The 25232-nt window shown below is 69.0% G+C and carries 29 protein-coding genes and 2 pseudogenes; 20 read left to right on the forward strand and 11 right to left on the reverse strand.

Translation table 11 applies throughout. From position 1 onward, the window contains the following. From GWI24_RS07025 to GWI24_RS07040, 4 genes and pseudogenes are all read right to left on the reverse strand, one after another. Positions 1–212 (reverse strand): annotated as a pseudogene (locus GWI24_RS07025) (hypothetical protein); the annotation flags it as partial. Further along, positions 209–385 (reverse strand): hypothetical protein, encoded by a 177-nt coding sequence (locus GWI24_RS07030; RefSeq protein ID WP_210945033.1) that lies wholly within the window; start codon positions 383–385, stop codon positions 209–211. The pseudogene GWI24_RS07025 and the gene GWI24_RS07030, both read right to left, overlap by 4 nt. A gap of 396 nt (positions 386–781) precedes the next feature. Next, positions 782–1255, reverse strand: a complete 474-nt coding sequence (locus GWI24_RS07035; RefSeq protein ID WP_210945034.1) for a carboxymuconolactone decarboxylase family protein — start codon at positions 1253–1255, stop codon at positions 782–784. 116 nt (positions 1256–1371) lie between these two features. Next, entirely contained in the window at positions 1372–1725 is a 354-nt protein-coding gene (locus tag GWI24_RS07040) for an amidohydrolase family protein (protein ID WP_247616001.1), read from the reverse strand. Between GWI24_RS07040 and GWI24_RS07045 the strand changes: the two are divergent. Then, positions 1701–2120 (forward strand): annotated as a pseudogene (locus GWI24_RS07045) (MarR family winged helix-turn-helix transcriptional regulator); the annotation flags it as partial. The gene GWI24_RS07040 and the pseudogene GWI24_RS07045 sit on opposite strands and share 25 nt — an antisense overlap. A gap of 135 nt (positions 2121–2255) precedes the next feature. Here the strand turns inward: GWI24_RS07045 and GWI24_RS07050 are convergent. Together GWI24_RS07050 and GWI24_RS07055 are read right to left on the reverse strand one after the other, a co-directional pair. Then, the gene (locus tag GWI24_RS07050; RefSeq protein ID WP_020871413.1) at positions 2256–2405 is read right to left on the reverse strand and encodes a hypothetical protein; all 150 of its coding nucleotides are present in this window, start codon (positions 2403–2405) and stop codon (positions 2256–2258) included. 1016 nt (positions 2406–3421) lie between these two features. After that, positions 3422–4051 carry a CGNR zinc finger domain-containing protein gene (locus GWI24_RS07055; RefSeq protein ID WP_210945035.1) on the reverse strand — a complete coding sequence of 210 codons (630 nt, stop codon included), beginning with the start codon at positions 4049–4051 and terminating at the stop codon, positions 3422–3424. Positions 4052–4160: 109 nt separating this feature from the next. On the opposite strand from GWI24_RS07055, the gene GWI24_RS07060 reads away from it, so the two are divergent. Further along, positions 4161–4862, forward strand: coding sequence for a haloacid dehalogenase type II (locus GWI24_RS07060; protein ID WP_210945036.1), 702 nt, complete (start codon positions 4161–4163; stop codon positions 4860–4862). 90 nt (positions 4863–4952) lie between these two features. After that, on the forward strand, positions 4953–5300 hold the full coding sequence (locus GWI24_RS07065) for a nuclear transport factor 2 family protein (RefSeq protein WP_210945037.1): 348 nt from the start codon (positions 4953–4955) through the stop codon (positions 5298–5300). A gap of 89 nt (positions 5301–5389) precedes the next feature. Here GWI24_RS07065 and GWI24_RS07070 read toward each other — a convergent pair whose 3' ends face one another. Further along, a complete protein-coding gene (locus GWI24_RS07070) occupies positions 5390–5959 on the reverse strand; it encodes a TetR/AcrR family transcriptional regulator (RefSeq protein ID WP_210945038.1) in 570 nt (189 codons plus the stop codon). Positions 5960–6144: 185 nt separating this feature from the next. On the opposite strand from GWI24_RS07070, the gene GWI24_RS07075 reads away from it, so the two are divergent. The 6 genes from GWI24_RS07075 to GWI24_RS07100 all read left to right on the forward strand — a co-directional run bounded on the left by GWI24_RS07075 (position 6145) and on the right by GWI24_RS07100 (position 11177). Then, positions 6145–7551: an MDR family MFS transporter gene (locus GWI24_RS07075; RefSeq protein ID WP_210945070.1), complete on the forward strand. Its 1407-nt coding sequence runs from the start codon at positions 6145–6147 to the stop codon at positions 7549–7551. Between the two features lie 261 nt (positions 7552–7812). After that, a complete protein-coding gene (locus GWI24_RS44935) occupies positions 7813–7992 on the forward strand; it encodes a hypothetical protein (RefSeq protein ID WP_247616002.1) in 180 nt (59 codons plus the stop codon). 139 nt (positions 7993–8131) lie between these two features. Then, a complete protein-coding gene (locus GWI24_RS07085; protein ID WP_210945039.1) occupies positions 8132–8794 on the forward strand; it encodes a hypothetical protein in 663 nt (220 codons plus the stop codon). Positions 8795–8892: 98 nt separating this feature from the next. Then, positions 8893–9276 carry a VOC family protein gene (locus tag GWI24_RS07090; protein ID WP_210945040.1) on the forward strand — a complete coding sequence of 128 codons (384 nt, stop codon included), beginning with the start codon at positions 8893–8895 and terminating at the stop codon, positions 9274–9276. 203 nt (positions 9277–9479) lie between these two features. Beyond that, complete coding sequence (locus GWI24_RS07095; RefSeq protein WP_210945041.1) at positions 9480–10028, forward strand: DUF1062 domain-containing protein; 549 nt, start codon at positions 9480–9482, stop codon at positions 10026–10028. 408 nt (positions 10029–10436) lie between these two features. Then, positions 10437–11177 carry a class I SAM-dependent methyltransferase gene (locus tag GWI24_RS07100; protein ID WP_210945042.1) on the forward strand — a complete coding sequence of 247 codons (741 nt, stop codon included), beginning with the start codon at positions 10437–10439 and terminating at the stop codon, positions 11175–11177. Positions 11178–11338: 161 nt separating this feature from the next. Here the strand turns inward: GWI24_RS07100 and GWI24_RS07105 are convergent, their stop codons facing one another. Beyond that, positions 11339–11542 (reverse strand): hypothetical protein, encoded by a 204-nt coding sequence (locus tag GWI24_RS07105; protein WP_210945043.1) that lies wholly within the window; start codon positions 11540–11542, stop codon positions 11339–11341. Positions 11543–11767: 225 nt separating this feature from the next. Here GWI24_RS07105 and GWI24_RS07110 point away from each other — a divergent pair, with 225 nt between their 5' ends. Both GWI24_RS07110 and GWI24_RS07115 read left to right on the forward strand, forming a co-directional pair. Next, entirely contained in the window at positions 11768–12700 is a 933-nt protein-coding gene (locus tag GWI24_RS07110; RefSeq protein WP_210945044.1) for an alpha/beta hydrolase, read from the forward strand. Positions 12701–12716: 16 nt separating this feature from the next. After that, on the forward strand, positions 12717–13475 hold the full coding sequence (locus GWI24_RS07115; protein WP_210945045.1) for a YafY family protein: 759 nt from the start codon (positions 12717–12719) through the stop codon (positions 13473–13475). Between the two features lie 71 nt (positions 13476–13546). On the opposite strand, the gene GWI24_RS07120 is transcribed toward GWI24_RS07115, so the two are convergent. Further along, a complete protein-coding gene (locus GWI24_RS07120; protein ID WP_210945046.1) occupies positions 13547–14080 on the reverse strand; it encodes a MarR family winged helix-turn-helix transcriptional regulator in 534 nt (177 codons plus the stop codon). A 109-nt stretch (positions 14081–14189) separates the two neighbouring features. Between GWI24_RS07120 and GWI24_RS07125 the strand changes: the two genes are divergently transcribed. Next, positions 14190–15488 carry an NAD(P)/FAD-dependent oxidoreductase gene (locus GWI24_RS07125; protein ID WP_210945047.1) on the forward strand — a complete coding sequence of 433 codons (1299 nt, stop codon included), beginning with the start codon at positions 14190–14192 and terminating at the stop codon, positions 15486–15488. Here GWI24_RS07125 and GWI24_RS07130 read toward each other — a convergent pair whose 3' ends face one another. Next, positions 15489–15926 (reverse strand): ATP-binding protein, encoded by a 438-nt coding sequence (locus GWI24_RS07130; protein ID WP_210945048.1) that lies wholly within the window; start codon positions 15924–15926, stop codon positions 15489–15491. A 164-nt stretch (positions 15927–16090) separates the two neighbouring features. On the opposite strand from GWI24_RS07130, the gene GWI24_RS07135 reads away from it, so the two are divergent. The 5 genes from GWI24_RS07135 to GWI24_RS07155 are packed head-to-tail and all read left to right on the forward strand — an operon-like array spanning position 16091 to position 19036. Then, positions 16091–16939 (forward strand): Scr1 family TA system antitoxin-like transcriptional regulator, encoded by an 849-nt coding sequence (locus GWI24_RS07135; protein WP_210945049.1) that lies wholly within the window; start codon positions 16091–16093, stop codon positions 16937–16939. A 4-nt stretch (positions 16940–16943) separates the two neighbouring features. Continuing rightward, a complete protein-coding gene (locus GWI24_RS07140; protein WP_374103278.1) occupies positions 16944–17153 on the forward strand; it encodes a DUF397 domain-containing protein in 210 nt (69 codons plus the stop codon). A 5-nt stretch (positions 17154–17158) separates the two neighbouring features. After that, positions 17159–17356, forward strand: coding sequence for a DUF397 domain-containing protein (locus tag GWI24_RS07145; protein ID WP_210945050.1), 198 nt, complete (start codon positions 17159–17161; stop codon positions 17354–17356). A 15-nt stretch (positions 17357–17371) separates the two neighbouring features. Beyond that, the gene (recO, locus tag GWI24_RS07150; RefSeq protein ID WP_210945051.1) at positions 17372–18121 is read left to right on the forward strand and encodes a DNA repair protein RecO; all 750 of its coding nucleotides are present in this window, start codon (positions 17372–17374) and stop codon (positions 18119–18121) included. A gap of 57 nt (positions 18122–18178) precedes the next feature. Then, positions 18179–19036, forward strand: coding sequence for an isoprenyl transferase (locus GWI24_RS07155; RefSeq protein WP_210945072.1), 858 nt, complete (start codon positions 18179–18181; stop codon positions 19034–19036). Between the two features lie 49 nt (positions 19037–19085). Here the strand turns inward: GWI24_RS07155 and GWI24_RS07160 are convergent, their stop codons facing one another. Beyond that, the gene (locus tag GWI24_RS07160) at positions 19086–19664 is read right to left on the reverse strand and encodes a TetR/AcrR family transcriptional regulator (RefSeq protein ID WP_210945052.1); all 579 of its coding nucleotides are present in this window, start codon (positions 19662–19664) and stop codon (positions 19086–19088) included. A 71-nt stretch (positions 19665–19735) separates the two neighbouring features. On the opposite strand from GWI24_RS07160, the gene GWI24_RS07165 reads away from it, so the two are divergent. The 3 genes from GWI24_RS07165 to GWI24_RS07175 all read left to right on the forward strand — a co-directional run bounded on the left by GWI24_RS07165 (position 19736) and on the right by GWI24_RS07175 (position 25231). Beyond that, positions 19736–20329 carry a dihydrofolate reductase family protein gene (locus GWI24_RS07165; protein ID WP_210945053.1) on the forward strand — a complete coding sequence of 198 codons (594 nt, stop codon included), beginning with the start codon at positions 19736–19738 and terminating at the stop codon, positions 20327–20329. Positions 20330–20591: 262 nt separating this feature from the next. Then, positions 20592–20969 carry a hypothetical protein gene (locus tag GWI24_RS07170; protein ID WP_210945054.1) on the forward strand — a complete coding sequence of 126 codons (378 nt, stop codon included), beginning with the start codon at positions 20592–20594 and terminating at the stop codon, positions 20967–20969. Then, positions 20966–25231 (forward strand): DUF6531 domain-containing protein, encoded by a 4266-nt coding sequence (locus GWI24_RS07175; RefSeq protein ID WP_308343532.1) that lies wholly within the window; start codon positions 20966–20968, stop codon positions 25229–25231. Before GWI24_RS07170 ends, GWI24_RS07175 begins: the two co-directional genes overlap by 4 nt. Position 25232 lies beyond the last annotated feature (1 nt).

Consider the following 25232-nt stretch of genomic DNA (forward strand, 5'->3'; position numbering starts at 1 on the left):
CGCCCCGCGTATCGATTGATCCGAAGCGGCCGTTGGGCGAGGCGGACGCGTGCGGGTATCGCGGGTACAAGGGACGGCGCGGGGAGTCCGGCCGACCGCCCGATCCACCGCCCGGGGCCGGCGAGCACGGCGGCCACCACCGCGCCCAGGTCGCGCGGGGCGCGCCGCCGGTCGGTGGCGAAGAGGCGCACATCGAGGTGAGTGACCGTCACGCGTCGCTCAGCGCCGCGCGCCGCTCCAGTACCTGCGAGACGGTGCGGGCGATGCTCTCGTCGATGCGTTCGCCGAAGGTGGCCTCCGCGAACTGGGCGAAGCGGGCGACCACTTCGGGTCCGGCGCCTTCGGGGGAACCGGCGTCGAAGGGCGGCTGCGGGTCGTACTCCATGGCCAGCTGGGAGAGTTTCGCGGCGTCCTCGCCGAGAACGCGCGCCGGTCGGCAGGACGGCCAGTCCGGTGTCGGACACCACTGGGTCCAGTGAGTCCGACACCAGGTGGACCCGCATGCCCGCACTCGCGAAGGCCAGGTGCGGACCGACGAAGTCGAGCATGGTGTGACCCCCGTACAGCACCATGCCGACTTCCATCGGACGTGCGGCGTCCGTCCCCCGGCCGTTCTCCTGCGTCGTTTCGCCTGCCAACTCGAGCCTCCGTGGTGTGCCTGCCGAACGCGTGGGAATCACGCTTTTTCGGCAGGCTGGACACCGGTCACGGCATCAACCATCAGCGTTTCTGCCGACCCTCCACGGATTCCCGCCAGCGCCTCGCAGGAGGACGCCGGGCCTCAGCCGAACTGGCCGGGCTGGTAGTCGCCGGCGGGCTGCTGGACGATGACGTTCAGCCGGTTGTAGGTGTTGATGATGGCGATGATGGACACCAGAGCGGCGAGCTGCTCCTCGTCGTAGTGCTTGGCGGCGTTCGCCCACGCCTCGTCCGTGACACCACCGGCCGCGTCGGCGATGCGGGTGCCCTGCTCCGCCAGCTCCAGGGCGGCGCGCTCGGCGTCGGTGAACACCGTGGCCTCCCGCCAGACCGCGACCAGGTTGAGACGCGTCGAGGTCTCCCCGGCCTTCGCGGCGTCCTTGGTGTGCATGTCGGTGCAGAAACCGCACCCATTGATCTGGCTGGCGCGGATCTTCACCAGCTCCTGCGTCGCGGCCGGCAGCGCCGAGTCGCCGATCACCTTGCCCGCGGAGTTGAGGTGCTTCAGGAACGTGCCGAGGAGCGGGTTGCCGAAGAGGTTCAAGCGAGCGTCCATGATGGGCTCTCCTATGCGGTTGCCGTGGTTACACCTCCCTGACGGAACGGCTCGGAGAGATGTGACAGGGCCGAATGTGACCTGCGTCTCTCCGGTGGCGGGAGGGCGCCGGCCGGTCAGCGGGCGAGGCGCGGGAAGGGCGCCTCGGCGCTGCCGCGGTCGATCGCCTCGGCCTGGCCGGGGGCGTAGTCGGGGTAGTTCTCCAGGAAGTGGTTGTAGTAGGTGCCGGCGTCCTGGGGCGCGAACGGCCAGTCGCTGCCGTAGAGGACGTGACCGGGCTCGGCGAAGGACAGCAGGGCGGGCAGCGCGCTGGGGCTCGCGGACAGGGCGGTGTCGAAGTAGAACCGCTTCAGGTCCCGCAGGATGTCCTCGGCCTCGCGCTCGCGGTCGACGACGGTGGAGGTCAGACCGGAGAAGCGGTACGCGGCGTAGGGCAGGAAGCCGCCGCCGTGGGAGAGGATCACGCGCATGTTCGTCGGCGGTCGGCCTGTCCATGGCGCAACTGGCCCTGCTCGACCCCCTGGCGCAGGACGCCGAGGGGGACGGCCTGCCGGTCGGCCGTCTCGCGGCCGCCGCCGAGGTCAGCGTGGACACGGCGACCCGTATGCTCCAGCAGTTGGAGGCCAAGGGCGTGATCACTCGGCGCCGCTCTCCGCAGGACGAGCGTCAGGTACTCGTCCGTCTCACCGAAGAAGGCGCCGAACGCCTGGCGGCGATGCGGACGGAGCTACGGGCGCGCCAGTACGAGGCGCTGTCGCAGTTCACCCCGCAGGAGCGCCGCACGCTCGCGGCGCAACTGCACCGGCTGACCGGCATGATCAGCGCGACCGTACCCGGCCCGCCGGGAACGGAGAGCGCCCCGTAACGGCCAGGCGGCCGACTCGAAGCGGGTGGGACGGTCGCGCGTCGCGGTTCGGAGGCGCTCCGGGGACTCCAGGACGGCCCACGAGGGACGCTGGAGCCCCGGAGCCGAGGGCCTAGTTGTGCTGGGACAACACACCTAGTGCGTCAGCGTGTACCAAGCGGTGCTGCCCACCGTGATGCACACGGCCCAGGCCCACCGCAGCGCTTTGGGGGAGATGCGGACGGAGAAGGTCACGTGCTCGTCGAGGTTGACCTCGAGGTGTCGCCGGCGCTTGCGTTCGGCCATACAGATTCTCCTTGGACTTCGTGGCCCTCGGTCATGTGCCGGGGCCGTCTGGTGAGGGGCTGACGGGGTGTCCGGCTCCAACTGCCAGGAAGGGGGGAACACCACGTCGGAACGTACGCCTGCCCGCGGACAGGTGTCGTGTAGTTAACGCAGCCACGTCGCTCGACGCAACTAAACCCGCACTAACCACTGACAAAGCGTCAGCCGCCAGCTGTCGGAGGGTGACACTACAATCCCCCTCCGGTTCAGGGACATTGATCCGCATAGCTCTCATCGCCGACCATAGCGGCCATACTTACCGGCGGGTATTTCGCAACTTTGCGATAGGGAGCGCATGTAAATGCACTTAACGCGCCAGTTGGCCCCGCGTTCGGTATGGCCAACGCCACATTCCAGGTGGGGATGAAGTACCCCAAGGGCCGCTTGGCTCGCATATTCGGCGTGTCTTCGCGAATGCGTCATGTCCGGCATGGGGTGCGGCGACGCTCAGCAGGAGTTTTTGGCTCTCCGGTGTCAGCTAATTGTCACTCAAATTGGCGGCTGCCTGCTGCCCGGCTAAGTGATTGCCCGAGCGGCCTATCCATGGCGGATGCGACGAGATGATCGCGAATGCAAATCATGTGCGGACGGTGTGTGCGAGCGGTGAGCAATGACGGTGTTGGCCGGAAACCGCCGCCCCTCCCTTCCTGGCAGTTGGAGCAGGGGCGGCGGCCCTCACCAGACGTGGAGAACCACGCCCGCTTACTTCGTCGTTGACCCACGGATGTGCGGGCAGCGTCGCTGTTCCGGCCTCCGCCCAGTCAACGACTGGACCGAGGATAGTGTTTTTCTGTGGGGTTCGGATGCACTACAAGGGGTGAATATGTGTTATTCGCAACACTGTTCTGGCCGTTCAGAAGAATGAAAAACCTCGGCTCCGGACCCGATCTCTCAGCGCGTTCTGATAACGGAACCTGTGGTCCCGCCAGGGCTTCGAGGTGCCGCATGATGAGCATGTGGCCGGTTTTCGTCACCTTCTAATAGGGGGGCGGAATTGCCGACGGCCGCGCGGTTCCTTGGCGGGCGCGGTGGTTGGCGACGTTGACGCGGTTACCGCACAGTCCGGGCATGCAGTAGCGGCGGCTGCCGGGCCGGGTGGTGTCGATGAACGCTCCCCGGCAGGTGGGTGCGGTGCACGGGCGGAACCGCCGCTCGCCGAGGGTGTGCACGACCCCGAGGATGCCCATGCCGCAGATCAGTGAGAGGGCGTCGGCGATGGTCGCCCCGTCCCGGAGCGGGACGGCCCACCGTATGCGGCCCTCGTGTGCGGGATCCGGTATCAGGGTGGCGCCCTCGGCGGGCGAGGTGAGCCTGGTGGCACCGGCGATGAGGTGGTCGCGGTCGGGGTGATCGATCAGGTCCCGCACGGTGGTCCGCAGTGCGTGTACCGCCTGGAGGTCGGCTGGGCGTCCCCGGCGGGCGAGTTCGGCCAGTGCACCCCGAGCGGCGTCGTCGCTTCCGGGCCGGTCGCCGTGCAGCTCGGTGAACGCGACGAGGGCGGCCAGGTCGGGCAGGCGGTCGTCGCCGCGCCAGACCTCGGCGGTGGTGTTGACCAGCTCGGTCGCGATCCCCGCCGCCCAGACGTAATCGTCCAACGCCACTTGCATCGTTGACGCACTCCTCGCTACGTTCGGCTAAACGCAATTTTAACCCTTACGCGCGATGCCGACTGCCGGCCCCCGCCCCCGCTCCCCGCTCCGTCAGGAGACCTCGCCCATGTCAGAGCTGGAGATCGACGCCGTCGTCTTCGATGTGCTCGGCACCCTCGTCGACGAATCCACCGGCATCCGCGCCGGTATCCGTGAACTCGCCCCGGCGCTCGACGAGTCCGGGATCGAGCGGCTGTTGTCGCTGTGGCAGCGGCACATCGACCGCGAGCAGCGCCGCATCCTCGACGGCGCCCGGCCCTACGTCACCACCGAGCTCCTCGACCACGAAGCCGCCCGGCTCGTCGCCGACGCCGCCGGAGTCGACGACCCGGCCGCCGTGGCGGCGCTGGCCCTGTCCGGCCGCCGGCTCCCGCCGTGGTCCGACACGGTGGCCGGACTGGCCCGGCTCGCCGAGCGGTTCCCGCTGATCGGCCTCTCCAACGCGAGCCGGACGGCGCTGCTGGAACTCAACGCCCACGCCGGTCTGCGCTGGCACCAGGCCCTGTCCGCCGAGGACGCCCGGACCTACAAGCCGGATCCGGCGGTCTACGAACTGGCCATCACGGTCTCCGGACGGCCGCCGGAGCGGCTGCTGATGGTCGCCGCCCACGCCTGGGATCTGCGTGGTGCGCAGGCCCTCGGTCTGCGCACCGCCTACGTCGCCCGCCCCGTGGGCGACCCGCCCAGCCCCTCGGACCGGTTCGATCTGCACGCCGAGGGCCTGGCCGATCTGGCCGATCAACTCGACAGGAGCTTGTGCCCGCAATAGCCAGCGCTTGCAATCATCTGCGTATGCAACTATCGTGTCGAGTCACCTCGCACACCGCGAAACACACCCGCGAACGGAACGGCTGGAGCCATGACCCGGACCCCCGAGCAGATCTTCCACGACCACGGCCAGGCGCTCGGCTCGGGCGACCTGGACAGGATCAGCGCCAACTACGCGGAGGACGCGGTCTTCGTCACGCCCTCCGGTGTGCTGCGGGGTCGCGAAGGGGTGAAGCGGGGCATCGGCGCGCTGCTCGGCGATCTCCCCGACGCCGCATGGGAGTTGAAGCCCCAATTCGCGGATGACGTTCTCTTCCTCGAGTGGTCGGCCGTCACCGCCCATGCGCGCGTGGAGGACGGAGTCGACACCTTCGTCTTCCGCGACGGCCTCATCCAGGCCCAGACCGTGCGCTACACCCTGGTCGCCGAAGAGGGCTGACCTGCCTCGCCTCCGGCCAGGGAGGGTGCGGCGGCGCGGTCGGCGCATCAGCGGTCCCGGCACATCAGCGGTCCCGGCACATCGGCGGGTCAGCGCACCAGGGGGAGGAAGACCGTGTCCACGATCTCTTCGAGGGCGTCGTCCGGCACGGGGGCGAAGGTCGTGAGGATTTCATGGCGCAGCAGGTCGAAGGGGAGCGACTTGATGCGTTCGGTGAGGAGTTCCGGTTTGATCTCGCCACGGTCGACGGCGCGGCCGAAGAGTGCGTCGAGAGCTTCCGCGCGTCCCGTCACGAGGGGGTCGCGCAGGTCACCGGGGCTGTTTCCGGTCTCCTGGTGGTAGTCGGCCAGGTGCATGCTCATGATGGTGATGAACTGGACGCGGGTGGAGTTGATCTCCCGCATGAGGGTGAGGATGTCCTCCCGCAGGCTTCCCGTGTCGGGAACGTCCAGGCGGGACTCCTTCAGGGTGTGGACGATGGCCGCCCTGACGAGGTCGTCGCGGTTGGACCAGCGGCGATAGAGAACCGGCGGGCTGGTGCCCGCGCGCTTGACGACGGCGTCCATGGTGAACCTGGCGTAGCCGGTCTCCGTGAGTTCTTCCCAGGCCGCATCGAGGAGCGCCTTCTCCAGTGCCGCTCCGCGGCGTCGCTCGGGCATGCGTCCCTCCCTTAGATAGGCTTGCCTTTCTTATTTTAGCGCCTTACTCTGACCGCCGTAAGATAGATCGCTATATCTTAAGGTGGCTGTTCGTGAGCACTCCTCCCAACCGGTCCGACCCCGCATCAACGGCGGCGGCCCCCGATCGTGTGGACCCCGATCGTGTGGATCCCGCCGTGTGGCGCATGGCGATCACCCTCATCGTGGGCGCCCTCGCCGTCGTCTTCGACACCACCATCGTCAGCGTCGCGCTCAACGACCTGGCGCGGGAACTCGACGCCCCGCTGTCCACCATCCAGTGGGTGAGCACCGGCTACCTGCTGGCGGTGTTCGTGACCATCCCACTCGCCGGATGGGCCCAGTCACGGCTCGGCGGCCGACATCTGTGGATCGCGGCCCTGGGCGTGTTCCTGCTCGGCTCGATCCTGAGCGCGCTGGCGTGGGACGCGACCAGCCTCATCGCCTTCCGCGTCGTCCAGGGCTGCGCGGGCGGCATCATGATGCCGCTCATGGCCACGTTGCTCATGCAGGCCGCCCAGGGCCGCAACATCGGCAAGGTCATGGCCATCATCACCGTGCCCACCGCACTCGGCCCGATCCTCGGCCCGGTCCTGGGCGGCCTCATCCTGCATCTGGCCGACTGGCGCTGGCTGTTCTTCGTCAACATTCCCTTCTGCGTCGTCGGCGCCTGGCTCGCCTGGCGCAATCTTCCCGACGACCGACCGGCGCCCGACCGCCCCCGCGTCCGCCTGGACACCGTCGGCCTGCTCCTGCTCTGCCCGGGCTTCGCCGCCCTCGTCTACGGCCTCTCCCAGGTCGAGGGCAGCGCGGGCTTCGCCGACGCCAAGGTCCTCATCCCGTTGATCGGCGGACTCGTCCTGGTCGGGGGCTTCACGGCCTGGGCGCTGACCCGCACCACCGGCGCCCTGGTCAATGTGCGGCTGTTCCGCCACCGCGCGGTGGCCTCCTCCTCCACCCTGCTCCTCCTGGGCGGCATCTCCCTGTACGGGTCGATGATGCTGCTGCCCCTGTACTTTCAGCAGGTCCGCGGCGAGGACGCCCTCGGCGCCGGACTGCTGCTCATCCCGCAGGGCGTCGGCGCGCTCCTCGCCCGCGGCCTGGCAGGCGCGTACACCGATCGCATCGGCCCCCGCGGGGTCGCCTTCGCGGCATTCGCCTTCGTCGCCGCGGCCACCGTGCCGTTCGCCTTCGTCACCGCCGACACCAGCGAGGCCCTGCTCATGGCCGCGCTGTTCGTCCGCGGCGTCGCTTTGGGCGCCGCCATGATCGCACCCATGGGCGCCGCCTACGTCGGGCTGGAGCACGGAGAGATCCCCGACGCCAGCATCATCACCCGCGTCGCCCAGCAGCTCGGCGGCGCCGTGGGCATCGCCGTCCTCGCCGTCATCCTCCAGCACAGCACCGGAGACGCCCACACCCCGGGCGCCCTGGCCGACGGCTTCGGCACCGCGTTCTGGTGGTCGGTGGCCCTCACCGCCGTCGCCGTCCCGCTGTGCCTGCTCCTGCCCAGCCTCCCCGAACCGGCGGCCCCCGACGACGCCGCCGAAGCGGAAGCCGCCGCCAGGGTCTGAAACGCGACCGCCCGGCCCAACCGCGCACCCCAACCCACATATCGAGGAGTACCTATGGCGATCACGCTCCGCCCGGGAGCCACGGTGATGCCCACCGGAGATTCGATCACCCGACTGCCAGCGGCTGGAGAGCGAGGACGGCCTCGGGTTCGGCTACCCGCCGCGGGTCGCGGGCGAATGGGGCTTCAGGCATCCGGACCCGCCCGTGACCTGGCTGAACACCGGGATCGGGGGCCACAAGGTGATGGATCTGGAAGCCCGTTGGCAGGCGGATGTGGTGAACTCGCCCGCGAATACGGCGCGCACCTACTCGCCGCGGACGAAATGTTCGCCGCGCTCGCCGCGACGACAGGGCCGGAGCACTGGGCCACGGACGGCGTGCACCCGACACCGGCCGGTCACGCCGCACTCGCGTCTGCCTGGCTGCGCCTGGTCGCGTGACCGTATCGCGTGTATTCCCCTGCTCACACCCGGGTTAGCCGGCCGTTAGCGGGGCGGCAGTCTTGCGGTAGGGGGCCTGACCAGAGTGGGTGACGCACCGAAGAGACCACCACGCCGATTGCCCCTGGGGGGACCCGAAATGAGCTCCAGCACCGCTGTCCGCACCGTTCGTCGCCGCACCCTGCGCGTCGCCGCCGCGGCCCTGATCGCGGTCGCCGGCCTGACCCTGACCGCCTGCAACGACTCGGACGCCAACGCCTCGAAGCCCGCGGCCTCCGCCGGGTCCAGCAGCGCGGACTCCTCCACCGGAGCAAAGGGTTCCGATGGCAACGGAGCGAAGGGCTCCGACGCCAAGGCCGACACCGAGGCGGGCGCCGCGGACGTGGCGGCATCCCCGGATCGCACCGAGACCCTGGTGGACGGCAGCACCGCCAAGATCTACAAGCTCGGCGACCAGCACTACCGCCTTAAGATCGTCGACGGCAGTGACGTCCTGGCCACGTTCGAGGCGAACGGGCGCGACGCCGGGCTCGACGGCAACGGCATGTATGTCGTGCTCACGGCGGGCGGCGAGGTCCAGTCCTGGATGGGCGGCGAACACCAGGGGCCGGGCACCTTCAAGCTCGCGGGCGGTTGGACCGCCAAGGTCACGAAGGTCGGCGAGGGCCACTACCGTGCGGAGATCATCGGCCACGGTGACGTCATGGGCACGATGGAGGCGAACGGACACGACGCCGGGCTCGACGCCAACGGCGTGTACATCGTGCTCAGCACCGGCGGTGTGATCAGCGCCCACGAGTAAACGCCCATGAGTAAATGCCTGCCCGGCCGCGGCGGTGGAGCCACCTTCCGGTGGCTCCACCGCCGCGCTTTTCGGGTTCTCTCCGTAGACTGACGGGCATGGCATGCCGCATCAGTGAGCTGGTCCTCGACTGCGCCGACCCCGAGCGGCTCGCCGCGTTCTGGAGCGAGGTCCTCGGCTATGTCGAACTCGACCGGGAGGACGACGGAAGCATCGAGATCGGGCCGCCCGACGCCGGCTTCGGCGGCCTGCAGCCCACCCTCATTCTCAGCCCCAGCAGCGACCCCCGGCCCGAGAAGCTCCGACTGCACATCGACGTCAACGCCACCGACCGCGACCAGGAAGCCGAGTTGGAGCGGCTGCTCGCGCTCGGCGCCAAGCCCGCCGACGTCGGTCAGACCGGCACCGAGAACTGGCACGTCCTGGCCGACCCCGAAGGCAACGAGTTCTGCCTCCTGCGCCGTCGGCTCCAGCCCCTCTGACCGGCTTCGCTGACCGGCTTCGACAAAAACCAGTGGAGCGGCACCGCTCCGCGCCATTACCTTGCTGCCGACCCAAGTCGTCCAGGCAAGGACATGCCGTTGTACACCGTGTGAGACCTCCCAAGCGCTGATTTGTCGCGCGTCGCGCCTATGCGCCGCGCTCTTTTTTGCTGCGGATTTCTCACTGAAACCGGTGTACTTCTGTGCTCTGTAACTGGGTGGTCATGCCCACCTGCCTGCCGACCGTTCTCCGCCGCTGTCACGCGTGCGCGTCCGAACGCTTCCGGGCGAGCGGCAAATTCCGCGTCAACGCGAACCACAAGCTCATCGACGCCTGGCTCCTCGTGCTCTGTACCGGGTGCGGGGCAACGGCGAAGCTCACGGTCTTCGAGCGGATGAATGTGCGCTCCGTACGGCCTGAGCTGCTCGACCGGCTGCATGACAACGACCTTGGCCTGACAGCCGAGTTGCTCCAGGATCCGGTCGTGCGGCGCCGTAATCGCATAGCCCTCGACTGGGACAACGCCTGGCGTCTCGACACCGGCGGATCGGATCACCTGGACCGAGAGGTCATCGATGTCTCGGTCCGCTTCGCGGCGCGGATTCCCGTCCGGCCGGCGCGGCTGATCGCCGAAGGTTGCGGTCTTTCGCGGGCCGAGGTCGACAGACTGATCACGGAGGGGAAGCTCGTTTCGGCGGTCCGGCTGAGCACCAAGCTCACCGGCGACTTCACCTTCATGCTCAAGCGCTGAGCCCTCCTCGGGACCAGGGCCTGTCCGGCACGATCCGCCGGACAGGCCCTGGTCCCGGAACGAACCGTCCGCCCTGCGCGCGTGCCTGGCATGCCCGGGTTGTGACCGGACCAGTCCGGGCCCGGCACGGGGCTGTGCCATCGGCGCCGCCGCGTGCGTACGGTGAGGTAGGAGTAACCCTCGGCCGAACCGTCGTCCCGGGTGGTGGATGTGATCAGCGTCACCGCTCCGGGGCGCCCGTACGCGCCGCCTCGTCGTCCCATGCCGCCAACTCATCCGAAACGCGCCCAGGTCGGCCGCCGGGGCGTAACGCGCCGCCCGCCCCGCGTCGCCTCCCGCATCGCGCAGGTGGGCACCGTCACACGCCGAGGGATCCGCCCACGTGGAGCCGGTATGTAGCGTGCGCCCATGCACGCCACGGATGACTCGACCACCCCGCATGACCACGTCCTCGGACAGCGCGCCGCCGGAGGCTGGATGTTCCTCCTCGAGGCAGCCCGCGACATGCGCACCACCGGGGCCCTCGCCCCCAGCGGCAGGGCGCTGGCCCACGCGCTGACCGAACCGGTGCGCTCACAGGCGGGGCGGCCGCTGAGCGTCCTGGAGGCCGGTGCCGGTACCGGGTCGGTCACCCGTTCCCTGATCCACCAGTTGCCGGCGGGCAGCCGCTTGGACATCGTCGAGGCCAACCCCCGCTTCACCGGCCGGCTGCGCGACCTCGTCCGCACCCACCCGCACCTGGCCGGACGGTCCGAGCGGATACGCGTGCACGAGGCGTACATCGAGGAACTCGACGTACGCCGCCGTTACGACGCGATCATCTCGGCCCTGCCCTTCGCCAACTTCGATCCCCACCAGATCGAGGCGATCATGGGCCGGTATCTGGAGCTGCTGCGCCCAGGCGGCCTCCTGGCCTACTTCGCCTACCGCGGCACCCGGCAGGCCCGCAGCCTGCTGCCCTCCCGAAACCAGGCGCGGCGGCACCGGGCCGCCGAAGCGGTGCTGGCCGACTACCGCCGCCGCTACGCCACCGGCCGCAGCACGGTCTGGGCCAACCTGCCCCCGGCCGACGTCTGGCACCTGCGCCGCCCCGCGGGCAGCCTCCCGGCCGCGAGCCGGACATCCGCCGGAGCCGCAGCCGACTGGTGACCGTCAGCCATGGCCTCGCGGGACGATTTGTTCCGGTTCCTGCGCGGGTGCGCCTCGCTCGGCCTGCCGCTGGTTCCGCGTCTTCGATGTCGATCCGGCAAGCGGAGCGGGGAAGCCGCCGGGGACCAGGGGCCCGTCCGGCACGATCCGCCGGACGGGCCCTAGTCCCGGAACGAACCGTCCGCCCTGCGCGCGTGCCTGGACAGCAGGTGCCCGCACTGCGGGCAGTGCCGCCTGAACCCCTTCTTGACCAGGTAGCTGATGCCGATCGTCACCACATGCATCAGCCCCACCGCCAGGTTCTGGAACAGCCGCCCCAGCCACGACCTCGTACACGTCTCACAGTCCCGGCAACCGGCCGCCATGATGCATCCCCCAACTCGTCGCTGACCTGCCCCGCACCACCAGTGTGCGCAATGGAGAACGCCGCCGAGCGGCCAACTGCCGTCCCTCCGCCGGGTTGTGACCGGCCCAGATCGCGTCCAGCACACGGCTGTGACATCGCGGCGGCGACATCGCACGGGCCATGACGTAGATCACAGAGAAAGGGTGACAGGGTGTTGTCGCGGGCGGCTGCGACTGTCGGCGGCATGACGATCACAGATGAGGACTGCCTCGCCGAAACCCTGGCCTTCAACGAGAAGTTCGAGGCCGACATGGCGAGCCGGCCGGCCCGTGGGCCGGTGCCGAGCGCGGCCACGCTGGCGCTCCTGCGGCGCAACCGGCTCGGCGCCGACACCCCACCGGTGCGACTGGAGCACGGCCAGGACCGCGTCGTCGCGGGCGGGGTGAGAGTGCGGACGTTCGTGCCGGACCGTGTCGACGGCGTGCACCTGCACATCCACGGTGGCAGCTGGGCGTTCGGCTCCGCGGACGGGCAGGATGAAAGGCTCTGGCGGCTTGCCGTGGAGGCCCGGCTGGCGGTGGTGAGCGTGGAGTACCGCCTGGCGCCGGAACACCCGTTCCCCGCCGGGCCCGACGACTGCGAAGCGGTCGCCCGGTGGCTGGTGGAGCACGCCGCGGCCGAGTTCGGTACGGAACGGCTGCTGATCGGCGGTGAATCGGCCGGTGCCCACCTCAGCGTCATGACGCTGCTGCGCCTTCGCGACCGGCACGGCATCACCGGCGCGTTCCGGGCGGCGCACCTGCTCTACGGCCCCTACGACCTTTCGATGACGCCGAGCCTGCGGCTGTTCGGCCCCCGACCGCTGCTGAGCAACACCGATTCGCTCCGGGGCGCGTATGAGCTGTTCACGCCGGGGATGGGGGCGGAGCAGCGCCGGGACCCCGAGGTCTCCCCGCTGTTCGCGGACCTGGCAGGTCTGCCACCCGCCCGCATCGTCGTCGGCACCGAGGACCCGCTGCTGGACGACTCCCTGTTCCTGACCCAGCGTTGGCAGTCGGCGGGCGCGCCCGTACGGCTCGACGTCATCGCCGGTGCGATGCACGGCTTCACCCTGTTCCCCCTCACCATCACCGAGCGGGAACTGCGGCGTGAGCGGGACTTCCTGGCCACCGCGTGACGGTAGCGTCGGCTCCATGAACCGCACCGCCCGGCTGTACGCGCTGGTGGAGGAGTTGCGCGCGGCCGCGCCGCGGCCACTGACGGTCGCGGCGCTCGCCGCGCGATTCGAGATCAGCACCCGCACGGTGCAGCGCGACCTCCAGACGCTGATGGAGACCGGCGTCCCGGTGCGCACCACACCCGGGCGGGGCGGGGGCTGGGCCATCTCCCCGGAGATGACCCTGCCCCCGATCCACTTCACCGCCGAAGAAGCCTCCGCGCTGACCGCCGCGCTCGCCGCTGTCGGCGTCGCCACCCCCTACGCGGGCGCGGCCCGCACCGCGGCCCAGAAGATCGCGGCCTCGATGACCGGCCCCGCCTCGACGGCGGCCCGGGAACTCGCCGCACGGATCGTCACGCGGCCGACCCCGACCGACTCCGAGATCCGCACCGCCGTGGAACAGGCCCTCACCCACAACGTGGCGCTGCGGCTGTCCTACACCGACGCGGCCGGACGCGAAACCGACCGCATTGTGGAACCGGCCGGACTGCTCACCGCCGAAGGCCGCTGGTACCTCATCGCCTGGTGCCGCACCCGCCGCGCCGGCCGAGGCTTCCGCCTGGACCGCATCACCGCGGCGACCCCCACCGACGAGCAGGCCCGGCCCCACCACCTGACCGACCTGCTCCTCGGCTCAACCGCCACCGACGCGGTCCGGCCCACCGCACTGGCTTCACTGGCCTCGCGAACCGACACCCGCCGCATCCCTCCGGAGCCCTCGCCCGGACCATGAGCGTGCCGACGTCCTCCGGGTCCGGCGCGGTGTTTGCCGCCCTTTCATCCGCACACGAGCGCTGAGCGCACTCAAGCACCAGGTCCGGCGGCGCGGTTGCTGCCGGGCCCGGCGCGGCCTCGGCGTTCCGCCGTCGGGGTGGGCAGGGCGCGCAGGCGTTCGGTGTGTCGGGTCTGGAGCGCGGTGGTGGACCGTAGGAAATCCATGACCAGTTCCAACTGCTCCGCGCTGTATTTCGCGCCGAGTTCCCGCTCACCGTCCTCGATGAGCGGGGCAATGAGCTCGTAGCAGCGCCGGCTCCCCTCCGGTGTCACCTTGACCACGCTCTTGCGGCGGTCGACGGGGTGGGGGGTGCGGGTGAGCAGGTCGAGCTTCTCCAGTCGGTCGAGCATGGCGGTCACGCTGCCGGTTGTCAGCCCCAGCTGTCTGCTGAGTTCACGCGGAGAAAGTTCCTCAGCGTCGATCAGCAGTTCCAGGCACCGCAGGTCGGTTTCGTTCACATCGAGGAGCCGGGCGGTCTCGCGATCGGAGTCATCGACCGCGGCCTGGTAGCCCTGAATGACTTTGCCCAGCTCAGCGAGCACCTGTGCCTTTTCGTCCGCCAATCGGAGTACCTCCTTGCCGACCAGATGGCTTGACAGTCGAGTCTCTTGATGTTCAAGATGAATATGTCTTGCTATTCAAGATACATGACTCCCAAGGAAAGTGATCCTCATGCATGTCTTGATCATCGGCGGCGGCACCGGCGGGATGTGCCTGGCCCACGGCCTGAAGAAGGCCGGTGTCTCGGTGGCCGTGTACGAGCGCTACGGTTCCCGTCGCGACGGTCTCTACGGCTATCGGGTCGGCATCGACCCCACCGGCAGCCGGGCGTTGCACGAGTGCCTGCCGCCCGAGCTCTTTGACACCTTCGTCGCCACCTCCGCCCGGGAGCCTCGCCACTTCAACGTGCTCACCCAGTCCCTGCGCACCACCGCCACGTTCCCGCTGCCCCCGGCGCGCGACGCGGTCGGCAGCGAGCGCTCCGTGTCCCGCGCGACCCTGCGCCAGGTGCTCTTCACCGGCATGGACGACGTCGTGCACTACGGCAAGGAGTTCACCCGCTACGAGCAGCACCCCGACGGCACGATCTCCGCCCACTTCAGCGACGGCACCACCGCGACCGGCGACGTCCTGATCGCCGCCGACGGAACCCGCTCGGCCGTGCGCCGGCAGTTCCTGCCCCACGCCGAGATCAAGGACGCCGGCGTCACCGCCATCGCCACCAAGACCGCGCTCACGCCCGAGACCCGCGCGCTGTTGCCGGACGAGGCGCTCAATGGCCTCTCCTTGATCTTCGGAACGAAGGGCATGATCGGCATGCTGCACGTCATGACGTTCAAGCGGGACGCGCAGGGCAGTTGCCCGGGGCTGGAGTTCGACACCGACCGCGACTACATCAACCTCTCCATCTGGAGCTCGCACGATCACTTCCCCGAGGACACGACCCGGCGGCGCGGACGGCAGCTCATCGCAACCGCCCTGGAAGCGGCGGCCAACTGGCACCCCAACCTGCGCCGGATCTTCGAACTGTCGGACCCGGAGGCCGCATTCCCGCTGAAGATAGCGACCTCGGCTCCCGTCGACCCCTGGCCGACGACCAACATCACCCTGCTCGGCGACGCCATCCACACCATGACCCCCGGCCGGGGCGTCGGCGCCAACACCGCGCTGCGCGACGCCACACTGCTGTGCCGCGAGCTGACCGCCGTCGCGGGCGGACGCAAGGAACTGCTGGCCGCGATCGGCGACTACGAGGCCGAGATGATCCCCTACGGCTTCGCGCGCGTCGCCGAATCCCTCACCAGCAATGGCACCAGCGGCGACGACCCGCTCTTCCGGCCCGTCATCGGCCGCCTCGCGCTCTTCGCCGCCCGCAGCTACTTCGCCGCGACCAGCAGGGTCCCCGCCCTGCGCCGCAAGTTCCTGGCCGACCTCTCCGCCTCCCGTGGCGAGGACTTGGCCAGCTCTTGATCACTCGGTGAGGGGTTCGCGCAGCTCGAACCAGATGTGCTTGCCGGTGGGGCGCAGCCCGTTCTCCCAGGTGACGCCCCATGCGTAGGCCAGCTCCCGCATCAGGAACAGCCCGCGTCCGCCCTCCTCGTCGGGCGCCGCGTCGCGGGGGTACGGGTGGCGTTCCGGGGAGCCGTCGCGTACGGCGATCGTCGCGATGCGGTCGCGGACCAGGGTGTCGATGTGGATCAGCTGGGTGTTGGTGTGCTGATTGACGTTCGTCACGGCCTCGGAGACCAGGAGTTTCGCCGTGTCCGCGAGGTCGTGCAGGTCGTTGGCCTGGAGAAGGGCGGCGATGGCGTCGCGGCAGACCCTGGGGCTCTTGGGGGAGTTGGGGGCGCTGAGGCGGTAGGCGTACGGGGGTTCGGCGGCTTTGGCGGTTTCGGAGACTTCGGGCATGGCGGTGCTCCCAACGCGGTGCGTGATTGGTTCGATGCGCTGCGCTACCAGGACCATAAGGCATGGATGAGCACTCGTGCTATCACTCGATGGAATTGGTGCTCTGCTTTGATGTGTGGGAACGTCTCACGCAACACTGTGTTCGGGAGCAAAGGGGAGGGCGCATGCCGAGGACGGCCCCGACTGCGCGGCAGCGACGTCTCGGCGCGGAGCTGCGCAAGTTGCGTGAGCACGCCGGGATGAACGTGGCGCAGGCCGCCCAGCAACTGGGAGTGGACCGGACCCGGATCAGCAACACGGAGGCCGGTCGGTTCGGGGTAAGTGACGAACGTGTAAGGGCGCTCGCCGAGATCTACTCATGCGGCGATCAGGCGTACGTCGATGCCCTTGCGGTCATGGCGACGGAACGCGTCAAAGGCTGGTGGGAGGAATACCGTGGGAAGCTCTCCGCCAGTGCCCTGGACCTCGCCGAGCTGGAACACCATGCTGCGGGCCTGCGCCTGGTGCAGATCATGCACATTCCTGGGCTGTTGCAGACGGAGGACTACGCACGGGCCGTGTTCTCCACGGCTGAGCCGGAGCCGACGCCAGCGCAATTGCGTTGCAGGCTGTCCCACCGCCTGAGGCGCCGGGATGTGCTGGACCGCGAAGATCCACCGCAGTGCACCTTCCTTATCCACGAGGCCGCGTTGAGACTCCAGTTCGGCGGTACCAAGGTGGCGCTGCGGCAACTGGAGTACGTTGTGGAGGCATCGGAGCGGGACAACGTGACCGTACGGGTGGTCCCTTTCTCCGCTGGCGGATTTCCGAATGCGGGGACTTCCACGACGTACGTCACGGGGCCGGTGCCGCAGTTGGATACGGTGCAACTCGACTCGCCGAACGGCAGCGCCCTCCTGGACGCGGAAACATACCTGGCCAACTACAGGAGAGTTCTCGACCGGACCGAGGCGATGGCCCTGTCTCCCGACGAGACCCGTGACTTCGTTAACGGGATCGCCCATCAACTGTGAAGGCATGGAGATGTCCGACATACAGTGGCAGAAGTCCTCGTACTCGGCCGACGCCGAGGGTAACGCTTGCGTGGAGCTGGCCCACGCCCCCGACGCCGCGATCCTCCTGCGCGAGAGCGATGATCCCTGCGTCGTGATCACAACCACCCCAGCTGCTCTCCGAGGGCTTGTCGCGAGGATCAAGACCGGCGGGTTTGACCACATGGCTGGTTGAGGGAGGTGGACACGCATCACTGGCGGAAGTCCTCGTACTCAGGTGACGCGGCCAACAACTGTGTCGAGCTGACCCGAACCCCGGACACCGTCCTCCTGCGCGAGAGCGACGAACCGCAGACCGTGATCGCCACCACCCCCGCCGCCCTCCGGGCGCTGGTCCGGGCCGTCCGGGCCGGGCGGTTCGATCAGCTGTCCCGCTAGGGGACAATGGGCGCCATGAGTCTGTTCCGCGACGACGGCATCGTGCTGCGCACCCAGAAGCTGGGCGAGGCGGACCGGATCATCACCCTGCTCACCCGCAACAACGGCCGCGTCCGCGCCGTGGCGCGGGGCGTGCGGCGTACGAAGTCGAAGTTCGGCGCGCGGCTCGAACCGTTCAGCCACGTTGACGTGCAGTTCTTCTCGCGCGGTGGTGGCGAGCTGATCGGCCGCGGGCTGCCGCTGTGTACGCAGAGCGAGACGATCGCTCCGTACGGTGGCTCGATCGTCACCGACTACGCCCGCTACACCGCCGGTACGGCCATGCTGGAGACGGCCGAGCGGTTCACCGACCACGAGGGCGAGCCCGCCGTACAGCAGTATCTGCTGCTCGTCGGCGCGCTGCGCACCCTCGCCGCCGGGGATCATGAGCCGCATCTCGTCCTGGACGCGTTTCTGCTGCGCTCCCTCGCCGTCAACGGCTACGCACCGAGTTTCGACGACTGCGCCAAGTGCGGGATACCCGGTCCGAACCGGTTCTTCTCGGTCGGCGCGGGCGGGGTCATCTGCGGAGAGTGCCGGGTGCCCGGAAGCGTCGTACCCTCGGCGGAGTCGCTGACGCTGCTGGGCGCGCTGCTGACGGGGGATTGGGAGACGGCGGACGCGTGTGAGCTGCGGCACGCCCGGGAGGGCAGCGGCCTCGTGGCGGCGTATTTGCACTGGCACCTGGAGCGGGGACTGCGGTCGCTGCGGTACGTAGAGAAGTAGCTGCAAGCAGCAGCATGAGCAGCACAGAGAGCAAGGGCTGAGGGAGACATGGCAGGCATCGCAGGACGCGGGTTTCTGGGCCGACAGCGGCGCGAGTACCGGACCCCGGAACCGCACCCGTCCGGCGCCCGGCCGCCGAAGATCCCCGGCGAACTGGTGCCGCGGCACGTGGCCTGCGTGATGGACGGCAACGGCCGCTGGGCCAAGGAGCGCGGGCTGCCGCGCACCGAGGGGCACAAGGTCGGCGAGGGCGTCGTGATGGACGTGCTCAAGGGCTGCCTCGAGATGGGGGTCAAGAATCTCTCCCTCTACGCCTTCTCGACCGAGAATTGGAAGCGCTCGCCCGACGAGGTGCGCTTCCTGATGAACTTCAACCGCGATGTCATCCGCCGCCGCCGCGACGAGATGGACGAGATGGGCGTGCGGATCCGCTGGGCGGGCCGGATGCCGAAGCTGTGGAAGTCGGTGGCGCAGGAGCTCCAGGTCGCCCAGGAGCAGACCAAGGACAACGACGCCATGACGATGTACTTCTGCATGAACTACGGCGGCCGTGCGGAGATCGCGGACGCGGCGAAGGCGCTGGCGGAGGACGTCCGGGCGGGCCGCCTCGATCCGTCGAAGGTGAACGAGAAGACGTTCGCGAAGTACCTCTACTACCCGGACATGCCGGATGTGGATCTCTTCCTGCGCCCGTCGGGCGAGCAGCGGACGTCCAACTACCTGATCTGGCAGAGCGCGTACGCCGAGATGGTCTACCAGGACGTGCTGTGGCCGGACTTCGACCGCCGCGACCTGTGGCGGGCGTGCCTGGAGTACGCCTCGCGGGACCGCCGCTTCGGCGGGGCGATCCCCAACGAGGAGCAGCTGAAGAACGACTCTCAGAACGACTCTCAGAAGGACTCCCACTCCGCGTAAGCGGTACGCGCGGGGGCCCGGGCCCGGGCGGTGAGCCCGGGTCCGATCCTTACTCCGCCGCCACGATGCGCTCCACCGCGGCCGCCACCAGCTGATCCCGCTCCGCCTCCGTGAAGACGTCCGGCAGGGTGAGCTGCTCGACGATCAGCCAGTTCAGCGCCAGTATGAGCAGCTTGACGGCCGTGGCGTCGCCAGGGAGGCCCGACTCCTCGTGGTACGCGACGTTCGCGTCGAGGTCGGCCCGGACCCGCTCGGTGAGGACCTTGCGCAGTTCGGGCCGGCGGGTGGCCTCGAGGCGGAGTTCCAGCAGCGCCAGATAGCCGGTGCGGAATGCGGCGACGCGGCTGACGAGCTCACGCATCAGCTCCGCGTAGGTCTCCCGGTCGCGACCGGCCGCCCGCTGGCGGGCGATCGTGGCCTCGTCGGGCTGGAGCCGCTCATAGACCCGGGCACCGGCCTGGGTGAGTACGTCGTCGCGGCTGCCGAAGTAGTTGGACGCGGTCCCGGCGGGAACGGCGGCCTCGGCGTCCACCGCGCGGAAGGTCAGGCCGCGCGCTCCTTCCCTGGCCAGCACCTCGATCGCGGCGTCCACGAGGGCGGCGCGCCGCTGGTCGTTCCGTCTCACCATTGACACCACTCCACCTGTAGTACTACGTTCCAACCACTACAAGCAGAGTACTACGTATGGAGCGACTAGAGATGCGAAAGCTCGTGTACTACGTCGGTATCACGCTCGATGGCCGCATCGCGGGCCCCGGCGGCGAGTACGACTTCTTCCCCAGCGGCGACGAACAGCAGTCCGCCGCCTACTCGACCTGGACCAATACGCTGTTTCCCGAGACCGTCCCGACCGCCTACCGCGCGGCGGTCGGCCTGGCCGACGCGCCCAACTTGCACTTCGACACCGTCGTCATGGGCCTCGGCGCCTACCGCCCCGCCCTCGACGCGGGGATCACCAGCCCATACGCCCACCTGCGCCAGTACGTGGTGTCCAGCACCCTCGAACCCGACACCGACCCGGCCGTCACCGTCGTCCCGGGCGACCCGCTCGCCCTCGTACGCGAGCTCAAGCGGGAGGACAGCGCGGGGCTGAATGTGTGGCTGTGCGGCGGTGGCAAGCTTGCGGGCGCCCTGCTGCCGGAGATCGACGAACTGGTGATCAAGAACTACCCCGTCGTCGCGGGCGCCGGGATTCCCGCCTTCGACGGTGCCTTCGACCCCACCGTCTTCGACGTCGCCGAGCGCACGGCCTTCCCCAACGGCGTCACCCTCACCCACCTCACCCGTCGCTGAATTGGGACTCCGGCTCACCGCTCATTGCCTGCACGCAGCCAGGCGATGTACTCGGCGACCGCGCGCTCGGTGTCATAGGCGGGCGCGTAGCCGGTGTCCTGCCACGGTCCTCGGGACGCGGTACGGGGCGCGTGCTGGGGCGCGTGCTGAGGCGAGCACTCTTTACTCGCTGTAGAGGCGACATTGAACGGTCCGTGATGGTTGCCGCCCTAGCCTGGAAGCTTTGTACGACGAACGCTCAGTTCAGCGGGGGAGGCGTCGCATGGGCAGCGGCGGTGGGCACGGCGGTGGCAAGGTCCTGGACATCAAGGTGGCGGACATCAAGTCGGTCGCGCCGACGTTCCACCATCAGGCGGTGAAGCTGAGTGAGGCGCTGACCACGCTGATCTCGACGCTGGACGGCTATGGGGAGCCGTGGGGGGACGACAAGCCGGGGAAGGACTTCGGCAAGCAGTACAAGCCGAACCAGAAGCACATCGAGTCGGCGGCCGGCATTCTCGTCCTCGGCCTGACCAGCATCTACGAGGCGATGAACGACATGGCCGACGGGCATGTCGACAACGACAAGCTCATCGAGGGCATGTTCACCAAGGCCAAGCACGGCTCCGGCCATGGGCCGGGCGCGGGCGGGCATCGGTGAGTTTCGGGAGCGAGATCGAGGAGAAGGCCAAGGCCCTCCTCATGAAGCTGGGCATGTGGTGGCCGGACGCCAACTCCGGCACGCTGCGCCACGCGGCCGACGCCTGGCGGACGTTCGCCGACAGCGTGGACGATGTGCGGGTGGCGACCGACAAGGCGGCCACGACCCTCATCCACCACAACAAGGGCGAGGCGATCGACGCCTTTGAGACCTTCTGGGAGCGTTACGCCAAGGGCAAGGACGAGGGCTGGCTGAGCAATCTCGCCAAGTCCGCCCGGAACATGGCCAAAGCGCTGGACAAGTTCGCCGACACGGTCGATGACGCGATCGAGAAGCTGTGGACGCAGATCAGCATCGACGCCGTCGCACTCGTTGGCGGCGGGCTGCTGACCATCGTCACTGGGGGCGCCTCCGATGGAGTAGCGGCGGAGATCATCGCCATGGCCGCCGGCCTGGGCGTCGCCGTGGAGGAGTCGGTCGCCATCATCGCGGCGGAGATGCTGACCGGCGCGGTCTTCACCAGTGTGCTGTCGGTGACGATCGATGCGGCGGTGGCGCAGCCGGTGAAGATCGCTCTGGGGCAGCAGCAGGGTTTCAGCCTGGACGAGGTCAACCAGGCGGCCAGGGACGGCATGATCGACGGAGGTATTTTCGGCGCCGGGCTGGGGGTGCTCAAGCCCGGTGTGATGCCGAAGCTCACCGGCGTCCCGGACCTGCTCAAGCCGCCGAAGGTGCCCTCGCTGCGCCCGAACCTCATCGAGGAGGGCCCGGCCGCGCGCCCGGCCAAGAAGTGCCCGTGCACGGGTGAGCCGATCGATATCGCGACCGGCGCGATGCTGATGGAGCACACCGATCTGACGCTGCCCGGTTCGTTGCCGCTGGTCTTCGAGCGCACCCATGTGTCCTCGTACCGGGGCGGGGTGTGGTTCGGCCCGACGTGGGCCAGTCTGCTGGACGAGCGGGTCCAACTGGACGCGGAGGGTGTGGTGTTCGCCGCCGCTGACGGGATGCGGCTGGTGTATCCGGTGCCGGAGCCGGGGGTGCCGACGCTGCCGGCGAAGGGTGCGCGGTGGCCGCTGGAGTGGGACGGCAAGCCGGACGGCGTCATGACGGTCACCGATCCGGAGGCGGGTGTGGTGCGGACGTTCGTCCGTCCCGCCGCCACGGAGGAGCCGGGTGCGGTCTATCTGGCCCTGGAGAGCATCCAGGACCGCAATGGCGCGCGCATCGACATCGAACGCGCCCTGAGTGGCGCCCCGCTGGCCGTGCGCCATTCCGGGGGCTACTACCTGGCCATTGATACCGAGGGCCAGCGGGTCACGGCGCTGCGCCTGCTGGACGAGCCGCCGTCGGTCTATGAGCCCGAGACGCGCCGTGCGAGTGGCACGGTGGTGATGCGCTACGGGTACGACGAGGCGGGCAACCTCACCGAGGTCATCAACTCCAGTGGCACGCCCCTGCGGTTGACTTACGACGGTGAGGGGCGGGTGACGTCCTGGACGGACCGTAACGGCACGTCGTTCCGGTATGTGTACGGGCCGGACGGGAGGGTGGTGCGCACCGAGGGCAGTGACGGTGTCTTCAACGGCGGCCTGGAGTACGACGACGAGGCGCGGACGACGGTCTACACGGATTCGCTGGGCCACCGCACGGCGTATCGGTACAACGCCGATGGGCAGTTGGTCGAGGAGATCGATCCGCTGGGCCACACCACGCTGACGGAGTGGGACGCGCGTGGCGACCGTAAGGTCGCGGTGACGGATCCGCTGGGCCGTACGACCCGCTACGGGTACGACGAGGACGGCAACCTGACCGGCGTCACCCTGCCGGACGGCAGCGAGGCCCGGGCCATGTACAACGACCTGTGCCTGCCGGTGGAGGTCACCGAGCCGGGCGGCGGGATGTGGCGCCATACGTACGACGACACGGGGAATCTCCTCTCGACGACTGACCCCGTGGGGGCGACCACGGCTTACGGCTACACCGAGCGGGGCCACCTGGCCGAGGTGACGGACGCGCTGGGCAACACCACGCGCCTGACCCCGGACCGGGCCGGGCTCCCCATCGCCGTAACGGACCCGCTGGGGCACACCACGAGCGTTTGCCGGGACCCCTTCGGCCGGGTGGTGGAGGCGACGGATCCGCTGGGCCGTACGACCCGTATGGGCTGGACGACCGAGGGCAGACCGGCGTGGCGCCAGGAGCCGGACGGCGCCCGGGAGAGCTGGACCTGGGACGGCGAGGGCAACCTCCTCACCCACACCGACGCGGCGGGCCACACCACCCGCCAGACGTCCACCCACTTCGACGTACCCGCGACCCGTACGGAGCCGGACGGCGCGAGGTACGCCTTCGCCTACGACACCGAGCTGCGCCTGACCGAGGTCACCAACCCCCAGGGCCTGACCTGGACCTACACCTATGACCCGGCGGGCCGGCTCACCTCCGAGACCGACTTCAACGGCCGCACCATCGGCTACACCCACGATGCGGCGGGCGATCTGCTGTCCCGCACAGGCGGCGCGGGCGAGACGCTGCACTTCACCCGGGACGCGCTGGGCCGCACGACGGAACAGCGCGACGAGGCGGGCGGGCGGACGACGTATGCCTACGACGCACAGGGCGCCCTGACGCGAGCGGCGAATCCGGACGTTGAGCTGACCCTGGAACGGGACGCGGTGGGCCGGGTCCTGTCAGAAACGGTCAACGGCCTGACGACGACGTACGCGTACGACGCCGTGGGCCGCCGCACCGAACGCACGGTGCCCTCGGGCCTGAGGAGTGTCTGGACCTACGACGAGTCGGGCCGCCCCGTTGCGTTGCGCACCGGGACGGCAGGCACCCTGACCTTCACGTATGACGCGGCGGGCCGCGAGATGGAACGCCGCATCGGCGAGGCGGTGAGACTGACCCAGACCTGGGACAGGTCAGACCGCCTGACGACCCAGACGATCGCCGAGGGCCGTGGCAATGAGGCGAACCGGATTCTCCAACACCGCTCCTACGCCTACCGCGCGGACGGCTACCTCACCGAGATCCGCGAGCTGACGTCAGGCACGCGCCGTTTCGACCTGGACCCGGTCGGACGCGTGACGGCGGTCCACGCGCACGGCTGGACCGAGACGTACGCCTACGACACGGCGGGCAACCTGACGCAGGCCACGGCCCCTGCCCACGCGTCCCCCGGCGACCGCGAGTTCACCGGCACGTTGATCCACCGAGCGGGCCGCACGACGTACGAACACGATGCCCAGGGCCGCCTGATCCGCCGCACCCGCAAGCTCCTCAACGGCCAGACCCGCACCTGGACCTACACCTGGAACGCCGAGGACCGCCTGACGGACGCGACAACCCCGGACGGCGACCACTGGCACTACACATACGACCCCCTCGGCCGCCGCATATCCAAACAGCGCTTGGCCGAGGACGGCACGGTGGCGGAATCGGTGACCTTCGCATGGGAAGACACCCGCCTGGCCGAGCAATCCACACCAGAGGGCAACCACACCACCTGGGACTACGCCCCGGACACCCATCGCCCCCTGACCCAAACCGACCACATGTCACTGGTGCGTGAGCCCGGCGAATCCCTCATAGAGAAATTCACCGGCGCCGATGACGACACCGCACCCCGCTTCCACGCCATCATCACCGACCTGGTCGGCACCCCAACGGAGTTGGTCACCGCGGCCGGTGACCTGGCCTGGCAACACCGCACCACCCTCTGGGGCACGGACTTCCCCTCCCCGGTAAGCCCGGAGGCCGTTGACTGCCCCCTCCGCTTCCCCGGCCAATACGCCGACCCTGAAACGGGCCTGTACTACAACTACTTCCGCCACTACGACCCCGAAACGGCGCGCTACACCACCCCCGACCCTCTGGGCCTGGACCCTGCCCCCAACCACCACGCCTTTGTGGTCAATCCGATGGGGTGGGCCGACCCGCATGGCCTCAAGTGCGTCAAGGTCACGTCGAGGATTCACGATGACCCACTCCTCGTCCGGGCCGCCCAGAAGGCAGGGAAGGACGAGAGGGTTCAGCACGACCTGGACGACCTCGTGGCCAAGTATCGAGAAGGCAACGACAATCCGGGAATCGGTAGCAAGACTCTACCGGGGTCGAATATACGATACCTACGGGGTAGTAATGGTGGTCGTGTATTCTTCCAGGAGACGTCCGACGGAATAGAGATCCTCGGTAAGTCGGACAAGAAAAACGAGCAACAGGTCATCAATCGCCTCATGAAACTCTACGGTCACTGAC

Source organism: Streptomyces sp. MK37H (genome assembly GCF_018035285.1).
GTDB classification, from domain to species: domain Bacteria; phylum Actinomycetota; class Actinomycetes; order Streptomycetales; family Streptomycetaceae; genus Streptomyces; species Streptomyces endocoffeicus.

What these genes read in the sequence shown, in the direction of transcription:
- GWI24_RS07030 (WP_210945033.1), bottom strand. Translation starts at nt 385, where the DNA reads ATGGAGTACGACCCGCAGCCGCCCTTCGACGCCGGTTCCCCCGAAGGC.
- GWI24_RS07035 (WP_210945034.1), bottom strand. Translation starts at nt 1,255, where the DNA reads ATGGACGCTCGCTTGAACCTCTTCGGCAACCCGCTCCTCGGCACGTTC.
- GWI24_RS07040 (WP_247616001.1), bottom strand. Translation starts at nt 1,725, where the DNA reads ATGCGCGTGATCCTCTCCCACGGCGGCGGCTTCCTGCCCTACGCCGCG.
- GWI24_RS07050 (WP_020871413.1), bottom strand. Translation starts at nt 2,405, where the DNA reads ATGGCCGAACGCAAGCGCCGGCGACACCTCGAGGTCAACCTCGACGAG.
- GWI24_RS07055 (WP_210945035.1), bottom strand. Translation starts at nt 4,051, where the DNA reads ATGCAAGTGGCGTTGGACGATTACGTCTGGGCGGCGGGGATCGCGACC.
- GWI24_RS07060 (WP_210945036.1), top strand. Translation starts at nt 4,161, where the DNA reads ATGTCAGAGCTGGAGATCGACGCCGTCGTCTTCGATGTGCTCGGCACC.
- GWI24_RS07065 (WP_210945037.1), top strand. Translation starts at nt 4,953, where the DNA reads ATGACCCGGACCCCCGAGCAGATCTTCCACGACCACGGCCAGGCGCTC.
- GWI24_RS07070 (WP_210945038.1), bottom strand. Translation starts at nt 5,959, where the DNA reads ATGCCCGAGCGACGCCGCGGAGCGGCACTGGAGAAGGCGCTCCTCGAT.
- GWI24_RS07075 (WP_210945070.1), top strand. Translation starts at nt 6,145, where the DNA reads ATGGCGATCACCCTCATCGTGGGCGCCCTCGCCGTCGTCTTCGACACC.
- GWI24_RS07085 (WP_210945039.1), top strand. Translation starts at nt 8,132, where the DNA reads ATGAGCTCCAGCACCGCTGTCCGCACCGTTCGTCGCCGCACCCTGCGC.
- GWI24_RS07090 (WP_210945040.1), top strand. Translation starts at nt 8,893, where the DNA reads ATGGCATGCCGCATCAGTGAGCTGGTCCTCGACTGCGCCGACCCCGAG.
- GWI24_RS07100 (WP_210945042.1), top strand. Translation starts at nt 10,437, where the DNA reads ATGCACGCCACGGATGACTCGACCACCCCGCATGACCACGTCCTCGGA.
- GWI24_RS07105 (WP_210945043.1), bottom strand. Translation starts at nt 11,542, where the DNA reads ATGGCGGCCGGTTGCCGGGACTGTGAGACGTGTACGAGGTCGTGGCTG.
- GWI24_RS07110 (WP_210945044.1), top strand. Translation starts at nt 11,768, where the DNA reads ATGACGATCACAGATGAGGACTGCCTCGCCGAAACCCTGGCCTTCAAC.
- GWI24_RS07115 (WP_210945045.1), top strand. Translation starts at nt 12,717, where the DNA reads ATGAACCGCACCGCCCGGCTGTACGCGCTGGTGGAGGAGTTGCGCGCG.
- GWI24_RS07125 (WP_210945047.1), top strand. Translation starts at nt 14,190, where the DNA reads ATGCATGTCTTGATCATCGGCGGCGGCACCGGCGGGATGTGCCTGGCC.
- GWI24_RS07130 (WP_210945048.1), bottom strand. Translation starts at nt 15,926, where the DNA reads ATGCCCGAAGTCTCCGAAACCGCCAAAGCCGCCGAACCCCCGTACGCC.
- GWI24_RS07135 (WP_210945049.1), top strand. Translation starts at nt 16,091, where the DNA reads ATGCCGAGGACGGCCCCGACTGCGCGGCAGCGACGTCTCGGCGCGGAG.
- GWI24_RS07140 (WP_374103278.1), top strand. Translation starts at nt 16,944, where the DNA reads ATGGAGATGTCCGACATACAGTGGCAGAAGTCCTCGTACTCGGCCGAC.
- recO (WP_210945051.1), top strand. Translation starts at nt 17,372, where the DNA reads ATGAGTCTGTTCCGCGACGACGGCATCGTGCTGCGCACCCAGAAGCTG.
- GWI24_RS07160 (WP_210945052.1), bottom strand. Translation starts at nt 19,664, where the DNA reads ATGGTGAGACGGAACGACCAGCGGCGCGCCGCCCTCGTGGACGCCGCG.
- GWI24_RS07165 (WP_210945053.1), top strand. Translation starts at nt 19,736, where the DNA reads ATGCGAAAGCTCGTGTACTACGTCGGTATCACGCTCGATGGCCGCATC.
- GWI24_RS07170 (WP_210945054.1), top strand. Translation starts at nt 20,592, where the DNA reads ATGGGCAGCGGCGGTGGGCACGGCGGTGGCAAGGTCCTGGACATCAAG.